We start from the raw sequence: 14,947 nt of genomic DNA, 5'->3' as shown, positions 1-14,947 counted from the left end.
CGGATCCCCCTCATCCCGAGATCTGGATTCCGGGCGAGGTGCCCCAGAAGACGAGCGTCATGATCAGGTTCGCGAACACGATGACGATGATCGCGAGTCGGATTGCGTGTCCGGCGGCAACTCCCACACCTTCGGGCCCCCCAGCGGCGAAGTATCCGTAGTAGCACTGGATGAACGTCGTCAGCAGTACGAAGACGATCACCTTGATGAACGAGAACACCATGTCCCACGACAGGATGAACGAATGGAAGTAGTACAGGTAGGTGCCCGCGCCCTGCCCGCTCTGGAGCATGAACATGACCTCGCACGCGAGGTAGTTCGCGGCGAGTGACACCGAATAGAGCGGGATGATCGCGAGCACCGCGGCGCACATGCGCGTGGTCACCAGGTACGGCAGCGGCCGGATCGCGATGGCCTCGAGCGCGTCGATCTCCTCGGCGATGCGCATCGAACCCAGCTGGGCGGTGAACCGGCACCCGGACTGCGCGGTGAATGCGGTCGCGGCGAGCAGCGGCGCGATCTCGCGGGTCGTCGCGAACGCCGACAGGCCGCCGGTCACCGGCGACATGCCGAGCAGGTTGAGTGCCGTGTACCCCTCGATGCCGACGGTCGCCCCGCCCATCACGCCGAGGATCACCATGACGCCGACGGTTCCGCCGCCGACGACGATCGCGCCGTTGCCCCAGGCGACGTCCGACAACAGACGCCACACCTCCGAGCTGTACTGCCGGAAGGCCAGCGGGACGGCGCCGATCGACCTGACCAGGAACGTGATCAGGTGGCCCATCGCCGCGAGGCCGTTGCGCGGCGCGTGATAGACGACCTTGGCGGCCGCCTCGACCGGCTTCAGGACCGGTGGCACATACCGTGACGCGGTCATCTCACACCACCTTCGCCGGGAAGAGGATCGCGAACAGCTGCGTCAGGATGACGTTCACGGTGAACAGCAACAGCACCGAGTTCACCACCGCCGCGTTCACCGAGTTGGCCACGCCGGCCGGACCGCCCTTCGTCGACAGGCCGCGATCGCAGGCGACGATCGCCACGATCGCGCCGAATATGACGGCCTTGGCCAGCGCGAACATCAGGTCGGACGTCGTCGCGAAGGACGCAAAGGTGCCCGTATAGCTACCGGGGGTGCCGCCCTGGAAGTAGACGTTGAAGACGTAGCCGGTGATGAAGCCGACGAAGCAGACGAAGCCGCAGAGCAGGAAGCTGACCACCATCGTGGCGAGCAGGCGCGGCGAGATGAGACGTTCGATGGGGTTGACGCCCATCACCTTCATCGCGTCGATCTCGTCGCGGATCGTGCGGGAGCCGAGGTCGGCCGCGATGGCCGAGCCGACCGCGCCGGCGAGCAACAGCGAGGTGACCAGGGGCGCGCCCTGACGGATGACGCCGAGGCCGGTGGCCGCGCCCGAGAACGAGGTCGCGCCGACCTGACCGGCGATGTTCGACACCTGGATCGAGACGATGACGCCGATCGGGATGGCGACCAGCAGCGTCGGGAAGACCGAGGTCGAGGCCATGAACGCGCACTGGCGGACGAACTCGCCGAAGGGGAAGCGCCGCTTGGCGATGTCGGCGAAGAGCGTGCGGAACACCTCGACGAACATGCCCAGCTGTCGTCCGAAGGTGTCGAACGAGGCCACGACGTGCTTGTCGAACCACGCGCGAAGCGCATTCGGCCTCTTCCGGCCGACCTCCTCCTGCTCAGAGGTCACAGCGTCTGTGCTCAATCCCTACCCTTGCGTCTCGGCTTACCCCGTTCACCGGCCGTGTCAGGCCATGATGTCCGCGAGGACCACTTCGTCCTCGCGCACACTGTCCGGCGTATCTGCTCGACGTGCCCCCGACGGGCATGAGCGTCGCCGTAATATCCCCCGCTTTCGCGTCTCAGTTGTGTGTGGGGTCACAGTAGCGCCGGTCTGCGCGGGAGTCGGGTTCGACATACCGTGCACGAATGGGCGTAGGCGACCGTGAGTCCCCCGGTGTGGAGAAGACCCTAACCTGGACGATCGACCAGCGACGGGCGAAACTGCCCCTTCGCTCCGATCTCGAGCCGTTCGTCCCGCCTCGGGGCGTCGACGAGGTCCGGGTGTGGGCGCCGGGCGCCGCGTCGGTGGCACTCGCCGTCGCCACCGGCCCCGACTCCCCGACGTCGTCGTACCCGATGCGCCGGCAGCCCGACGGGTGGTGGCTACCCGACGGCGTCCCCGACGGAATCGGCGCCGTGCCCGTCTCCGAACTCCGGTACGGCTTGTCGATCGACGGCGGCGCGGTCCGGCCCGATCCCCGCTCGGTCCGCCAGCCCGAGGGCGTCCACGGACTGTCCGCGTTGTTCACCGTCGACGAGTCGACGTGGACCGACGACTCGTGGGGCGGCGCCGACGTGCGCGGCGCGATCGTCTACGAACTGCACGTCGGCACCTTCACCCCCGCCGGGACGCTCGACTCGGCGATCGCGCGCCTCGACCACCTCGTCGACCTCGGCGTCGACTTCGTCGAGCTCATGCCGGTCAACGCCTTCAACGGAGCCCACAACTGGGGGTACGACGGGGTCGGCTGGTACGCGGTGCACGAGGCCTACGGCGGCCCGGCCGCGCTCGCCCGATTCGTCGACGCCTGTCACGCCCGCGACCTCGGCGTGGTGCTCGACGTCGTCTACAACCACCTCGGCCCATCGGGCAATTACCTACCGGAGTTCGGGCCGTACCTGTCCACCGGCACGACGTCGTGGGGCTCGTCGGTCAACCTCGACGGTCCCGACTCCGACGAGGTGCGCGCATTCATCGCCGGGACCGCGCTTCGGTGGTTCACCGAGTTCCACGTCGACGCGCTGCGGCTCGACGCCGTGCACGCGCTGCACGACGAACGCGCCGTCCACGTCCTCGAGGAACTCGCCGCCGCCACCGATGCGCTGGCGGCCCGGCTCGGGCGGCCGCTGTCGCTGATCGCCGAGAGCGACCTCAACAACCCGCGGCTGGTCATGTCGCGCGCCGACGGCGGATACGGACTCACCGCGCAGTGGGACGACGACATCCACCACGCGATCCACGCCTTCGTCTCCGGCGAGCGACAGGGCTATTACGCCGATTTCGGCAGCGCCGAGTGCCTGGCGAAGGTGCTCACCGGAGGGTTCTTCCACGACGGCACGTACTCGTCGTTCCGGCGGCGCAACCACGGCCGGCCGATCCCCACCGACCTGGTGCCGGCCTCGTCGTTGCTCGCCTTCACCTGCAACCACGACCAGATCGGCAACCGCGCGGTCGGCGACCGGCCGTCGGAGTACCTCGACGGCGGGCAGCTGGCGATCAAGGCGGCGCTGGTGCTGCTGTCCCCCTTCACCCCCATGCTGTTCATGGGCGAGGAGTGGGGCGCGCGAACGCCGTTCCAGTACTTCACCTCCCACCCGGAACCGGATCTCGGCCGCGCCACCGCCGAGGGCCGCAAGTCGGAGTTCGCCGAGCACGGGTGGGATCGCGACGACGTCCCCGATCCGCAGGCCCCGGAGACCTTCACCCGGTCGAAACTGGACTGGTCGGAACCCGACGGTCCCGAGCACGCCCGTCTCCTCGACTTCTACCGCTCCCTCATCGCGCTGCGGAAGGTCGAACCGGCCCTGCACGATCCGGCATTCGACTCCGTGGCCGCCGAATTCGATTCGGACGCGGGCTGGTTCGCGATGCGTCGCGGCGACTGGTGGGTGTTCGTCGTCCCGGGTGAGGACCCGGTTGCGCTCCCCCGCCGCGTCGACGTCCGGCTCGCCTGGGAACCGCCGGCGCCGGACGGGATCTCGCCGGGACACAACGTGATCGTCGGAGTGGCGGCGGATTGACCGCCCGGGGCCGCGCCCGCCGCGGCTTCGGGTTCACGACATCGCCTGGCAGCGCTCAGGTCAGGTATTCGTAGGCGGGCGACCCGGGTTCGAGACGCTCGCAGTGCAGCCGCGAGTGCGCCATCCGGTCGAGCAGCGCACCGAGGTCCTCCGGCCGGCCGAGCTCGATGCCGACGAGCGCGGCCCCGGTTTCCCGGTTGTTGCGCTTGACGTACTCGAACAGCGTGATGTCGTCGTCGGGTCCGAGGACCTCGTCGAGGAAGCGACGCAGTGCGCCGGGCTCCTGCGGGAAGTCGACGAGGAAGTAGTGCTTGAGCCCGCGGTGGACCAGGGAGCGCTCGATGATCTCGCCGTAGCGGGACACGTCGTTGTTGCCGCCGGAGATCAGGCACACCACGGTGGCGCCGGCGGGCAGGTCGAGCTTGTCGAGCGCGGTGACCGCGAGCGCGCCCGCGGGTTCGGCGATGATGCCCTCGTTCTGGTAGAGCTCGAGCATCGCCGAGCAGATCGCGCCCTCGTCGACGTGCAGGATGTGCGCCGAACCCGGCTTCGGGGAGATCCGCTCGTCGGGAACGATTCGGGTCTGCGGGGCGTCGGTGATCGACGCGAGGATCGGGTGGTCGCTCACCGAGGCGCCGAGGTCGGCCATCACGCGATGCCCGATCGTCCCGATCCGCTTGACCGCCGCGCCGTCGACGAACGGGTCGATCGCGTCGAGCGTGACGGGTCCGCCGTCGACGAGGGCCGCGGTCAGCGACACCGCGCCGGTCGGCTCGACGCCCACGATCGACACCTCCTCGGAGATCCCGCGCAGGTAGGTGGCCATCCCCGCGAGGCAGCCGCCGCCCCCGACCGGAGCCACCACGACGTCGGGCACGCGGCCGAGCTGTTCGACGATCTCGCGCGCGATGGTGCCCTGACCGGCCGCCGTCCGCGGGTCGTCGAAGGCGTGGATCCAGGTGGAGCCGGTGCTCATCACATCGGCCTGCGCGGCCGCCGCGGCGGCGTCGTAGGTCTCGCCGATGGCCTTGAGCTCGACGTATTCGCCGCCGTGCCAGAGGATCCGGTCGCGCTTCTGCTTCGGCGTCGTCGTCGGCACGTAGATGCGGCCGTGCACCTTCATCGACTTGCACGCGAAGGCGACGCCCTGGGCGTGGTTGCCGGCGCTGGCGGCCACGACTCCGCGCGCGAGCTCCTCGTCGGTGAGCTGGGCCATGACGTTGTAGGCACCGCGCAGTTTGTACGAACGGACCGCCTGCAGGTCCTCGCGCTTGAGGTAGATCTCCGCGCCCGACGCCGACAGCCGAGGGCACTGGTCGAGCGGGGTCCGGGCCACCGCCGGGGCGATTCGGGTCGACGCCGCCTCGATGCTGTCGACCGACAGCGTCGAACCGTGGGCAGGGGCCTGGGCGTCGTGCGTGTTCACGAAGTCCATGTTCTCACTGCGCTCTCGGCGGATTTCTGACCGGGTGCGCGCAGGACGGAGGTCCACATGTGCTCACGAGGTGTTCCGGGTGCGCCGGTTGGGTACCCGGGCGGAGCCACCCCGACCGAGCCCACCCCCACCGAGCCCACCCCGCCTGAGCCCACCCGCCGCCACGGCGAGGACGGTGCCCACGACCCGCGATCTGTAGGAGCAGCCATGAGAAGCCTGCGCATCCCGTCCCGCACGAAGGTCGTCGCCGCCGCGGCGGCCATGGCGGTCGCCGCCGGACTCGTGAGCGCGATCGGCACCGCGCCCGCAGGCGCCGCCCCCTCGTGCCCCGGCGCAGCGCCCGCACGTCTCGTGGGCTCGATCCCCGGGGCCGCGCTCGAAGGCCTGACGGTCGATGCGTCGGGCCGTCTGTACACCACCGACCTGATCTCCGGGCGGGTGTTCCGGTTGTCCCGGCCGGGTGCGCCGGCGGTCCCGATCGCCCGGGTCCCCGACGGCGGCGCGGGTGCGCTCGCCTGGACCCCGGACGGCACCTTGCTCGTCGGCTACGGCGCCGATCCGCGGGTGATCGCCGGGGACGTGCTCCGGCACGCGTCCATCGGGCGCCTCGACGTCGGCACCCGCGCGTTCCGCCCCTGGGTGAGCGGGCTGTCGGCCGCAAACGGAATGGACGTCTCGGCACGGGGAAATGTCTATGCCACCAACGACTTCGGCAATCTCATCGGTCGGGTCGCCCCGGGCGGCTCGGTGAATGCGGCATGGGGATCGCTGCCGAGCGCGAACGGCGCGGTCCTCGGCCGCGACGACAACTGGTTGTACGTCTCGCGCACCTTCGTGAACCCCGGCGTCAGCCGCATATCGACGACGAACCCGCGCACTGTGCAGAGCCTGCTGAGCGTCGGCGCGGCGTCGACTCCCGACGGCCTGACGCTGGACTCGCGGGACCGCCCGATCGTTCCGTTCAACGCCACCGGCGAGATCGTGCGGATCTCCTCACCGGGACGCCTTTGCGTGCTCGCGAGCGGACTGCCGACGTCGAGCGTGGTCTCCTACGGCCGTGGCACGCAGGGCTTCTCGGCGGGAAGGCTGTTCCGCGTCGGCTTCGACGGCCGGATCTACGAGATCCCGGGCGGATTCGACCGGGGCGCCACGGCCGCGTTTCCCGCCAGGTAGCGTTCGCCCCACCACACGGCGAGCACGACGACCGCCGACACCCAGGCCGAGGCCTGCGGCGAGCCGAAGATCACCAGCGTCGCCAGCGCGGCGACCACGCCCGCCAGAACGGCGTGTGCCTTGTGGGCCGGCCAGCGGACCCCGAACACCTCGACCGTGGCGCGGGCGCGACGGGCCGGTCGGTACGCGTTGGTGCCGATCATCGTGGTCATCAGCGAACACACTCCCCTCGCCGGGCACGTCCTTCATGGTCGTGGCCACGAGTATAGCGCTCGGCGAAGGAAAAGTTTCGGTCTACCGAAAACTTCGGTGACGGACTGCCGATCAGCTCAGACAGCTCGGTCCGAGCAGCGCCTTGAGATCGCCCATCAGCGCGGAGCTCGGAGCCACGCGCAACGACTCGGTCAGCTTCAGCTGGGTCTGTTTCTTGTCGCTGACGAGAGTGACGTGGACGTCGGCCATGCCCGGGTGACGGGTCAGCACCTGCTTGAGCGCCTGGACCCGGTCGGGCGTGCACAACCGCGCCGACAGCGTCAGCGACACCGGCTTGGTGGCGCCGGCGGTCTCGAGGTCCGGGACCGCGAGATCGTTGGCGCTGATCATCATGCTGTCCTCACGCATGTTCACGCGCGCCTTGATGAGCACGATGTTGTCGGCCACGATGTCCATGCCGTAGGCCATGTAGGCGCGCGGGAAGAAGTAGACCTCCACGCCGCCGACCATGTCCTCGAGGGTCACCGCCGCCCACGGCTCGCCCTTCTTGTTCACGCGGCGGGTCACCGACGAGATGATGCCGCCGATGGTGATCTGCGCTCCGTCGGAGATGTTGCCCTCGAGCAGCTGCGTGATCGAGGTGTCGGTGTGCGCCGCGATGGCGTGCTCGACGCCGGCCAGCGGATGCCCGGACACGTAGAGGCCCAGCATCTCCCGCTCGATGGCGAGCTTGTGCTTGGTGTCCCACTCCTCCTCGGGGATCTTGACCGCGAAGACCTCGGCCAGCCCCAGGTCGGCGGCCTCGTCGTCGCCGCCCCCGCCGAAGAGGTCGAACTGGCCGATCGCCTCGGCCTTCTTGGTGCCGAGCACCGACTCGACGGCCTCGCCGTGGACGAGGAACAGACCCTTGCGCGGATGGCCGAGCGAGTCGAAGGCCCCGGCCTTGATGAGCGATTCCGTCACCTTCTTGTTGCAGGCGGTGACGTCGATCTTGCTGAGGTAGTCCGAGAAGCTGGTGAACTTCCCCTTCTCCTCGCGCGACCTGATGATCGAGTCGACGACGCCCGAACCGACGTTGCGGATCGCGGCGAGGCCGAAGCGGATGTCGGCTCCGACCGCGGCGAAGTTGGGCTGGGACTCGTTGACGTCGGGCGGGAGCACCGTGATGCCGAGCTTGCGGCAGTCGGCGAGGTAGATGGCGGCCTTGTCCTTGTCGTCGCCGACGGAGGTGAGCAGGCCCGCCATGTACTCGGCCGGGTAGTTGGCCTTGAGATAGGCGGTCCAGAACGACACCAGGCCGTAGCCCGCGGCGTGCGACTTGTTGAACGCGTATCCGGCGAAGGGCAGCACGGTGTCCCACAGCGCGGTGATCGCCTCTTGGGAGAAGCCGTTCTGGCGCATGCCCTCTGCGAAGCCGTCGTAGGCCTCGTCGAGGATCTCCTTCTTCTTCTTGCCCATCGCGCGACGCAGCAGGTCTGCTTGTCCGAGCGAGTAGCCGGCGACCTTCTGGGCGATCTGCATGATCTGCTCTTGGTAGACGATCAGACCGTAGGTCTCGGAGAGGATCTCCTTGAGCGGCTCCTCCAGCTCCGGATGGATCGGCCGGATCTCCTGGAGACCGTTCTTGCGCTTGGCGTAGTCGGTGTGGGCGTTCACGCCCATCGGACCCGGGCGATACAGCGCCAGGACGGCGACGATGTCCTCGAATCCCGTGGGCTGCATCATCTTCAGCAGCTCGCGCATGGCCGCGCCGTCGAGCTGGAACACGCCGAGCGTGTCGCCGCGCGCCAGCAACTCGTAGGTCTTCGGGTCGTCGAGCGGCAGCTCGTCGAGGTTGAGGTCGATGCCGCGGTTCTGCTTGATGTTCTCCAGGGCGTCACCGATGACGGTGAGGTTGCGCAGGCCCAGGAAGTCCATCTTCAGCAGGCCGATGGCCTCACACGACGGGTAGTCCCAGCCGGTGATGATCGCGCCGTCCTGGGCGCGCTTCCACACCGGGATCGCGTCGGTCAGCGGCTCGCTCGACATGATCACCGCACACGCGTGCACACCGGCGTTGCGGATCAGGCCCTCGAGACCGAGTGCGGTGTCGTAGATCTTCTTGACGTCCGGATCGGTCTCGATGAGCGTGCGGACCTCGGCGGCCTCGCCATAGCGCTCGTGCTCGGGATTGGTGATGCCCCAGACCGGGATGTCCTTGGCCATGATGGGCGGCGGCAGCGCCTTGGTGATGCGGTCGGCGATCGCGAAGCCGGGCTGGCCGAACTGGACCCGGGCGGAGTCCTTGATGGCGGCCTTGGTCTTGATGGTGCCGAACGTGATGACCTGGGCGACCTTGTCCTTGCCCCAGCGCTCGGTGGCGTAGCGGACCATCTCGCCGCGCCGGCGATCGTCGAAGTCGATGTCGATGTCGGGCATCGACACGCGTTCGGGGTTGAGGAATCGCTCGAACAGCAGTCCGTGCGGGATCGGGTCGATGTTGGTGATGCCCAGGGCCCAGGCGACGAGCGAGCCGGCCGCCGAACCACGGCCCGGGCCGACGCGGATGCCGACCTCCTGGGCGTGGCGGATCAGGTCGCCGACCACGAGGAAGTAGGCCGGGAAGCCCATCTGGATGATGACGTCGAGCTCGTAGTTGGCGCGCTCGAGGTACTCGCGCGGAACCTCGCGACCCGGGAAGCGACGCTCACGCAGGCCGCGCAGGACCTCCTTGCGCAGGAAGGTCTCCTGCGACTCCCCCTCGGGCACGGGAAAGATCGGCATCCGGTCGCGGTGGGTGAAGACGTCCTTGTAGGACTGGACGCGCTCGGCGATCTCGAGCGTCGTGTCGCAGGCGCCGGGCACCACCGAGTCCCACTGCTGCCGCATCTCCTCGGCCGACTTCAGGTAGTAGCCGTCGCCGTCGAACTTGAAGCGCGTCGGGTCGGAGAGGGTCTTGCCGGTCTGCACGCACAGCAGCGCCTCGTGCGCGGCGGCATCCTCCTTGACGACGTAGTGGCAGTCGTTGGTGACGACCGGCTTGATGCCGAGCTTGCGGCCGATCTCGAGCAGGCCGTCGCGGACGCGGCGCTCGATCTCGAGGCCGTGCTCCATCAGCTCGAGGTAGAAGTTGTCCTTGCCGAAGATGTCCTGCCACTTGGCGGCCGCCTCGAGGGCCTCGCGGTCGTGACCGAGGCGCAGGCGCGTCTGGACCTCGCCCGACGGACAGCCGGTGGTCGCGATGATGCCCTCGGCGTACTCGGCGATCAGCTCGGCGTCCATACGCGCCCACTTGCCGAGCTGCCCCTCGATGGAGGCGAGCGAGGACAGCTTGAACAGGTTGCGCAGACCGGTCGCGTTCTCGGCGACCATCGTCATATGGGTGTAGGCGCCCGAACCCGACACGTCGTCGGACTTCTGCTCGCGGGTGCCCCACTGGACGCGCTTGGTGTCGAAGCGCGAGCCCGGCGCGATGTAGGCCTCGATGCCGATGATCGGCTTGATGTCGTTCTTGATCGCCGTGTTGTAGAACTCGCTGGCGCCGAACATGTTTCCGTGGTCGGTCATGCCGATCGCGGTCATCCCCAGCCGTTTGGCCTCGGCGAACAGCGGTGACACCTTGGCCGCACCGTCGAGCATGGAGTACTCGGTGTGGTTGTGCAGGTGTACGAACGAGCCCGTCACTGTGCCTCTTCTGATCGTGTGCCGTCTGCGGTGGATTCCGGTCCACTCTAGGCGCGTCCACCGACACCCACCCGGAGGCTCTCCGGGCAGTGACGAATGGGACAGCTGTGGCGGTGTCGGGCCTCGCCGACCCCGTCCGGCGCGCCCGAGGTCACCGGTTCGCGGGTCGGGTCTAGGTGTCGCGCAGGACGTCGAGCGCGTGCTGCAGGTCCGCCGGGTACGACGAGGTGAACTCGACCATGCGGCCGTCGGCGGGATGGGCGAACCTCAGCGCCCGCGCGTGCAGCCACTGCCGCTCGAGGCCGAGCTTCTTGGCGAGCACCGGGTCGGCGCCGTAGGTCTGGTCGCCGCAACACGGATGGTGCAGGGCCGAGAAGTGGACGCGGATCTGATGGGTGCGCCCGGTCTCGAGGTGGACGTCGAGCAGTGACGCGGCCGCGAACATCTCGAGCGTGTCGTAGTGGGTGACGCTCGGCTTCCCGTTGGCGGTGACGGCGAACTTCCAGTCCGCGCCGCGGTGGCGGCCGATCGGCGCGTCGATGGTGCCCGAGGGCGGGTCGAGGTGTCCCTGCACCAGCGCGTGATAGCGCTTGTCGACCGTGCGTTCCTTGAACGCGCGCTTGAGCAGCGTGTAGGCGCGCTCGGACGCGGCCACGACCATGACGCCGGAGGTGCCGACGTCGAGGCGGTGCACGATGCCCTGGCGTTCGTGGGCGCCGGAGGTCGAGATGCGGAAGCCGGCGGCCGCGAGTGCCCCGATCACGGTGGGGCCGGTCCAGCCGAGCGAGGGATGCGCGGCGACGCCGACCGGCTTGTCGACGACGACGATGTCGGAGTCGTGGTAGATGACGTCGAGGTTCTCCACCGGCGTCGGCTCGATGCGCAGCGGCTCGTCCGGCTCGGGCAGCGTCACGTGGAGAAGGCTGCCCGCCGCGAGCTTGTGCGACTTGCCGACCGGCACCCCGTCGACGAGCACGTCGCCGTCCTCGGCGAGAGCGGCGACCACGGTGCGCGACAGTCCGAGGATGCGCGACACCCCGGCGTCGACGCGCATGCCGTCGAGGCCGTTCGGGACCGGCAGGACACGTGACTCACGCATCGGCGCCACCTCCGCGTCCGCTCGTGCCGGTCTGCTCGTCCGGGGTGTCCGTCGCGGGAGCCGTCACTCCCCCGTCCTTCTCTTCGATCGCGTCCTTCTCGTCGATGACTGCATCCTCGTGGTCCGTGCCGGCGCCGGGGCCGGTGTCGTCGGGTGAATCGTGGTCGTGGCGGGCCGCCCAACCGCTGCGGGTGCCGTCGTAGTCGAAGCCGAGTCCCGACAGGACGACGAGCAGGACTGCGCCGCACACCACCGCCGAGTCGGCCACGTTGAACACCGGCCACCAGCCGACGGAGATGAAGTCGACGACGTGCCCCTGGAAGGGCTTCGGAGCGCGGAAGATGCGGTCGATCAGGTTGCCGATGGCGCCGCCGAGGACGAGCGCCAGGCCGATCGCCCACCACCAGGACCTCAGCCGGCTGCTGTAGCGGATGATGACCGCGACCACGACCAGTGCGATGACCGACAGCACCCAGGTGTACCCCGAGGCGAGCGAGAACGCGGCTCCGCTGTTGCGGACCAGGCGCAGGGTGACCACGTCGCCGATGATCTCGACGGGTCGCTGCGGGTCCAGGGTCGCGACCACGATCGTCTTCGTCAGCAGGTCGAGACCGATCACCACGAGCGCGACGCCGAGCACCGCGAGCGTCGTCTTGGCGAACCGCCGTCCGTTCTCGGACTCGGTCAGGGGTTGGTCAGCCACAGGGTCATTGTCCACGACCGGTGGAATACGCTGGCTACCCGTGTCCACGCATGCTCGTCTCCGCCGTTCCGTCATCTCGTCGTGCGCCGCGGTCGCGGCGGTGTCCGTGCTGGTCGCGGGGTGTTCGTCGGACTCCGGCGAGGCCGCGTCGAGTTCGACGGCAGCCGGCGGCTGCGTGACCGGCTCGCCGTCCCGGGACGCCGGCGCCGCACCGCTGCCGATCGCGCCGGCGACGGTCACCCTGGTCGACCCGGGTGCCGGTGACCGGCGGGTGGCCGCCGCCCGCCCCGACCTCGGGTCGGCGCAGCAGGTGACGCTGGTGACCACGTCGCGGGTCGAGTCGCCGGGGTCGGCGGAGGCACAGACCGTCGAGACGCCGCTGACCGCGCGGTTCGTGTGCGACCAGCAGTCCGAGGTGGAATTCGACCTCGCGAGCGTCACCTCCCCCGACCCGCGACTGAACACCTCGCTGGAGGCCATGGCCGGGACGAGGGGCGGTCTGACGCTCGGCGCCGGCCTGGCCCCCGTCACGGTGCGGCTCGCGCCGCCCGAGGACGCCGGCGAAGAGGCCCGGCTGGCCGTCGAACAGTCGATCGTCACCGCACTGAACACCACCATCGCCCTGCCCACCGAACCCATCGGGGTGGGTGCGCGGTGGCGCACCGAGCGCACCATCTCGGCCGCGGCGACGGTCACCCAGACCGTCGACGCCCGGCTCGCGGCCTGGGACGGGGACAAGCTGACCATCCAGTTCTCCGCCGAGGAGACGCCGGTGAACTCGGTGTTCGCGATCCCCGGCGGCACCGACACCCTCACCATCAGCAGGTTCAGCTACGAGGGCGGCGGGACCGTCGAGGTGGACCTGGCCCGCGGGCTCCCGGTCGGCGGCGAGCTGATCTACACCGGGGCGCGCGAGCTGGTCGGCGCCGATCCCGCCCGCCCCCTGGTACAGAAAACCGGGCTGACCGTCACCTGGCGGTGACGGCCGGCCCGGCTCCTGCGAAGTCCGGCGATCAGCCGTTCAGTTGTCGGCCTTCTTCGAGCTGGTGGCACCGCCTGCCGGGGTGCACATCGCGCTCTCGACCTGGTACAGGCCGAGCAGGTTGCAGACGGTCTGGTTCGAGAGCTTCCAGCGACCCTTGTCAAAGACGATGGTCGCCTCGGCGTTGGCGGGCGGGTTGCCCGCGGTCTCGATGCGGACCTTCACGTTGGCCTTCTTCGGGCCGTTGGTGATGACCGGGTTGACGAGGGACCACTTGACGTCGGGGTTGTCCTCGCGCGCCTTGACCAGCTCGTCGAAGATCTCCGGGTCCTTCTCCGAGCCCTGGACGAGGTCGGTCTTGTCCTTGGCGGGGATCTTCGGGTCGACGGCGGTGTCGACGAGCTCGTTGAGCGCGGCGATCGACGGCGGCTTGCTGCCGTTGGTGATCTCGGACTCGTTGTCGCCCGCGGCACCCGACGCGTTCGCGGCGGCCGTGCTGGTCAGCGTCGGCGCGGGCGGGGCGTCATCGTCGCTGCCGCCGCATGCGGCGACGCCGGTCATCATTGCAGCCGCGATCATGGTCGCGCCGAGAAACTTCCGATACTTCAAGGATCTCCCTCACTGTGTCTGTGGACTCCGGGCGCGCGACGAGGCGCCGGCCCGTGTCGTCGGTGGGTCTGCCGGGGTCTCCCCCGGTGACAGCCCTCACCACTATGCCAAACGAAGCTGAGTGTTCCCGGGTCCACCACGACGCGCCCCGGGTCGGGTCGGCCACCGAGCCGGCCCGGCGCCCGATCGTCGAGGTGCTTGACGCGGTCCCGGCCGACCGTGAGGCTTGACCACCATGGCGGCATCTGAGGCATCCGGACCGACCGTACTCATCAGCACCGGCGGGACGATCGCCGCGCGCACGACCGCCGACGGCGCGGTCCCGGCCCTCGCGCCCGGCGACCTGCTGTCGGCGACGGGCGGCGAGGCACCCACCGGCCCGGTCCGAACCGTCGACCTCATGTCGGTCGACAGTTCGGCCATGACGGTGGCGGACCAGTTCGCGGTGGTGCGGGCGATCGCCGAGGCCCTCGCCGACCCGACGGTCGCCGGCGTGGTGGTGACGCACGGCACCGACACCATGGAGGAGACGGCCTTCCTGGCGGATCTGTACTGCACCGACGACCGGCCGGTGGTGTTCACCGGCGCTCAGCTGCCTGCCGACCATCCCGACGCCGACGGGCCGTCGAACCTCGCCGCGGCACTCGCGACGGTCCACGATCCGGCCGCGCGCGGGCGCGGGGTGCTGGTGGTGGCCGGCGGCCGGACCCTCCCCGCGCGGGGATTGTTCAAGGTCTCCACCGTCGATCCGCTGGCCTTCGACTCGGTACGCACCGACCTGCCGCGACCCGTCCTCGACGAGATACCGGTCGGCCGCACCGCACGGGTGGACATGTTCGCGCTCTATCCCGGGGTGTCGCCGGGGCTGATCGCCGCGGCGGTCGCGCAGAACGCCGCCGGGATCGTGCTCGCCGCAACGGGTTCGGGCAACACGCATCCGGACATCGTCGCCGAGGTCTCGCTCGCCGTCACCCACGGCGTCACCGTGGTCGTGACGAGCCGGGTGCCCTACGGCGAGGTCACCGCCACCTACGGCGGCGGGGGCGGCGCCGTCGACCTGAGTCGCGCCGGTGCGATCGTCTCACCGTGGTTGCGGGCGCCGCAGGCGCGCATGGCGCTGATCGCCCTGCTCACCGCACGGGCGGAGCCGGAGACCGTCGCCGGGTTCTTCCACGCCTCCGGGTTCTTCCACGCCTCCGGGGCCTGACCGCAGAGCCGCACGCACCGGGCGT

The 14,947-nt window shown here is 69.6% G+C and carries 12 protein-coding genes; 4 read left to right on the top strand and 8 right to left on the bottom strand.

The window, feature by feature from the left end; genetic code table 11:
- Positions 1-10 precede the first annotated feature (10 nt).
- Together GP2_RS00140 and GP2_RS00135 are read right to left on the bottom strand one after the other, a co-directional pair.
- Positions 11-880, bottom strand: a complete 870-nt coding sequence (locus GP2_RS00140) for an ABC transporter permease (protein WP_006898406.1) — start codon at positions 878-880, stop codon at positions 11-13.
- 1 nt (position 881) lies between these two features.
- Complete coding sequence (locus tag GP2_RS00135; protein ID WP_040526072.1) at positions 882-1,739, bottom strand: MlaE family ABC transporter permease; 858 nt, start codon at positions 1,737-1,739, stop codon at positions 882-884.
- A 224-nt stretch (positions 1,740-1,963) separates the two neighbouring features.
- Between GP2_RS00135 and treZ the strand changes: the two genes are divergently transcribed.
- Positions 1,964-3,838 carry a malto-oligosyltrehalose trehalohydrolase gene (gene treZ / locus GP2_RS00130; RefSeq protein ID WP_006898404.1) on the top strand — a complete coding sequence of 625 codons (1,875 nt, stop codon included), beginning with the start codon at positions 1,964-1,966 and terminating at the stop codon, positions 3,836-3,838.
- Positions 3,839-3,893: 55 nt separating this feature from the next.
- On the opposite strand, the gene ilvA is transcribed toward treZ, so the two are convergent.
- Complete coding sequence (ilvA, locus tag GP2_RS00125) at positions 3,894-5,273, bottom strand: threonine ammonia-lyase IlvA (protein ID WP_006898403.1); 1,380 nt, start codon at positions 5,271-5,273, stop codon at positions 3,894-3,896.
- Between the two features lie 207 nt (positions 5,274-5,480).
- Here ilvA and GP2_RS00120 point away from each other — a divergent pair, with 207 nt between their 5' ends.
- Entirely contained in the window at positions 5,481-6,446 is a 966-nt protein-coding gene (locus GP2_RS00120; protein ID WP_006898402.1) for an SMP-30/gluconolactonase/LRE family protein, read from the top strand.
- Here the strand turns inward: GP2_RS00120 and GP2_RS00115 are convergent.
- The 4 genes from GP2_RS00115 to lspA form a co-directional block, all read right to left on the bottom strand.
- Entirely contained in the window at positions 6,389-6,658 is a 270-nt protein-coding gene (locus GP2_RS00115; RefSeq protein ID WP_040526130.1) for a hypothetical protein, read from the bottom strand. The two genes, GP2_RS00120 and GP2_RS00115, sit on opposite strands and share 58 nt — an antisense overlap.
- 112 nt (positions 6,659-6,770) lie before the next feature.
- Positions 6,771-10,322, bottom strand: a complete 3,552-nt coding sequence (gene dnaE / locus GP2_RS00110) for a DNA polymerase III subunit alpha (RefSeq protein ID WP_006898401.1) — start codon at positions 10,320-10,322, stop codon at positions 6,771-6,773.
- Between the two features lie 172 nt (positions 10,323-10,494).
- Positions 10,495-11,421 carry an RluA family pseudouridine synthase gene (locus tag GP2_RS00105; RefSeq protein ID WP_006898400.1) on the bottom strand — a complete coding sequence of 309 codons (927 nt, stop codon included), beginning with the start codon at positions 11,419-11,421 and terminating at the stop codon, positions 10,495-10,497.
- Positions 11,414-12,139: a signal peptidase II gene (gene lspA / locus GP2_RS00100; protein ID WP_230823349.1), complete on the bottom strand. Its 726-nt coding sequence runs from the start codon at positions 12,137-12,139 to the stop codon at positions 11,414-11,416. Before lspA ends, GP2_RS00105 begins: the two co-directional genes overlap by 8 nt.
- 25 nt (positions 12,140-12,164) lie before the next feature.
- Here lspA and GP2_RS00095 point away from each other — a divergent pair, with 25 nt between their 5' ends.
- Positions 12,165-13,106 carry a hypothetical protein gene (locus tag GP2_RS00095; protein ID WP_006898398.1) on the top strand — a complete coding sequence of 314 codons (942 nt, stop codon included), beginning with the start codon at positions 12,165-12,167 and terminating at the stop codon, positions 13,104-13,106.
- A gap of 39 nt (positions 13,107-13,145) precedes the next feature.
- Here GP2_RS00095 and GP2_RS00090 read toward each other — a convergent pair whose 3' ends face one another.
- Positions 13,146-13,715, bottom strand: coding sequence for a WKL family lipoprotein (locus GP2_RS00090; RefSeq protein ID WP_006898397.1), 570 nt, complete (start codon positions 13,713-13,715; stop codon positions 13,146-13,148).
- Positions 13,716-13,950: 235 nt separating this feature from the next.
- Between GP2_RS00090 and GP2_RS00085 the strand changes: the two genes are divergently transcribed.
- A complete protein-coding gene (locus tag GP2_RS00085; protein ID WP_006898394.1) occupies positions 13,951-14,922 on the top strand; it encodes an asparaginase in 972 nt (323 codons plus the stop codon).
- Positions 14,923-14,947: the final 25 nt, after the last annotated feature.

Origin of the sequence: Gordonia paraffinivorans NBRC 108238 (genome assembly GCF_000344155.1) — a bacterium.
Taxonomy (GTDB): domain Bacteria; phylum Actinomycetota; class Actinomycetes; order Mycobacteriales; family Mycobacteriaceae; genus Gordonia; species Gordonia paraffinivorans.
This window is presented reverse-complemented; position numbering and strand designations above follow the sequence as displayed.

What these genes read in the sequence shown, in the direction of transcription:
- GP2_RS00140 (WP_006898406.1), bottom strand. Translation starts at nt 880, where the DNA reads ATGACCGCGTCACGGTATGTGCCACCGGTCCTGAAGCCGGTCGAGGCG.
- ilvA (WP_006898403.1), bottom strand. Translation starts at nt 5,273, where the DNA reads ATGGACTTCGTGAACACGCACGACGCCCAGGCCCCTGCCCACGGTTCG.
- GP2_RS00115 (WP_040526130.1), bottom strand. Translation starts at nt 6,658, where the DNA reads ATGACCACGATGATCGGCACCAACGCGTACCGACCGGCCCGTCGCGCC.
- GP2_RS00120 (WP_006898402.1), top strand. Translation starts at nt 5,481, where the DNA reads ATGAGAAGCCTGCGCATCCCGTCCCGCACGAAGGTCGTCGCCGCCGCG.
- GP2_RS00105 (WP_006898400.1), bottom strand. Translation starts at nt 11,421, where the DNA reads ATGCGTGAGTCACGTGTCCTGCCGGTCCCGAACGGCCTCGACGGCATG.
- treZ (WP_006898404.1), top strand. Translation starts at nt 1,964, where the DNA reads ATGGGCGTAGGCGACCGTGAGTCCCCCGGTGTGGAGAAGACCCTAACC.
- GP2_RS00085 (WP_006898394.1), top strand. Translation starts at nt 13,951, where the DNA reads ATGGCGGCATCTGAGGCATCCGGACCGACCGTACTCATCAGCACCGGC.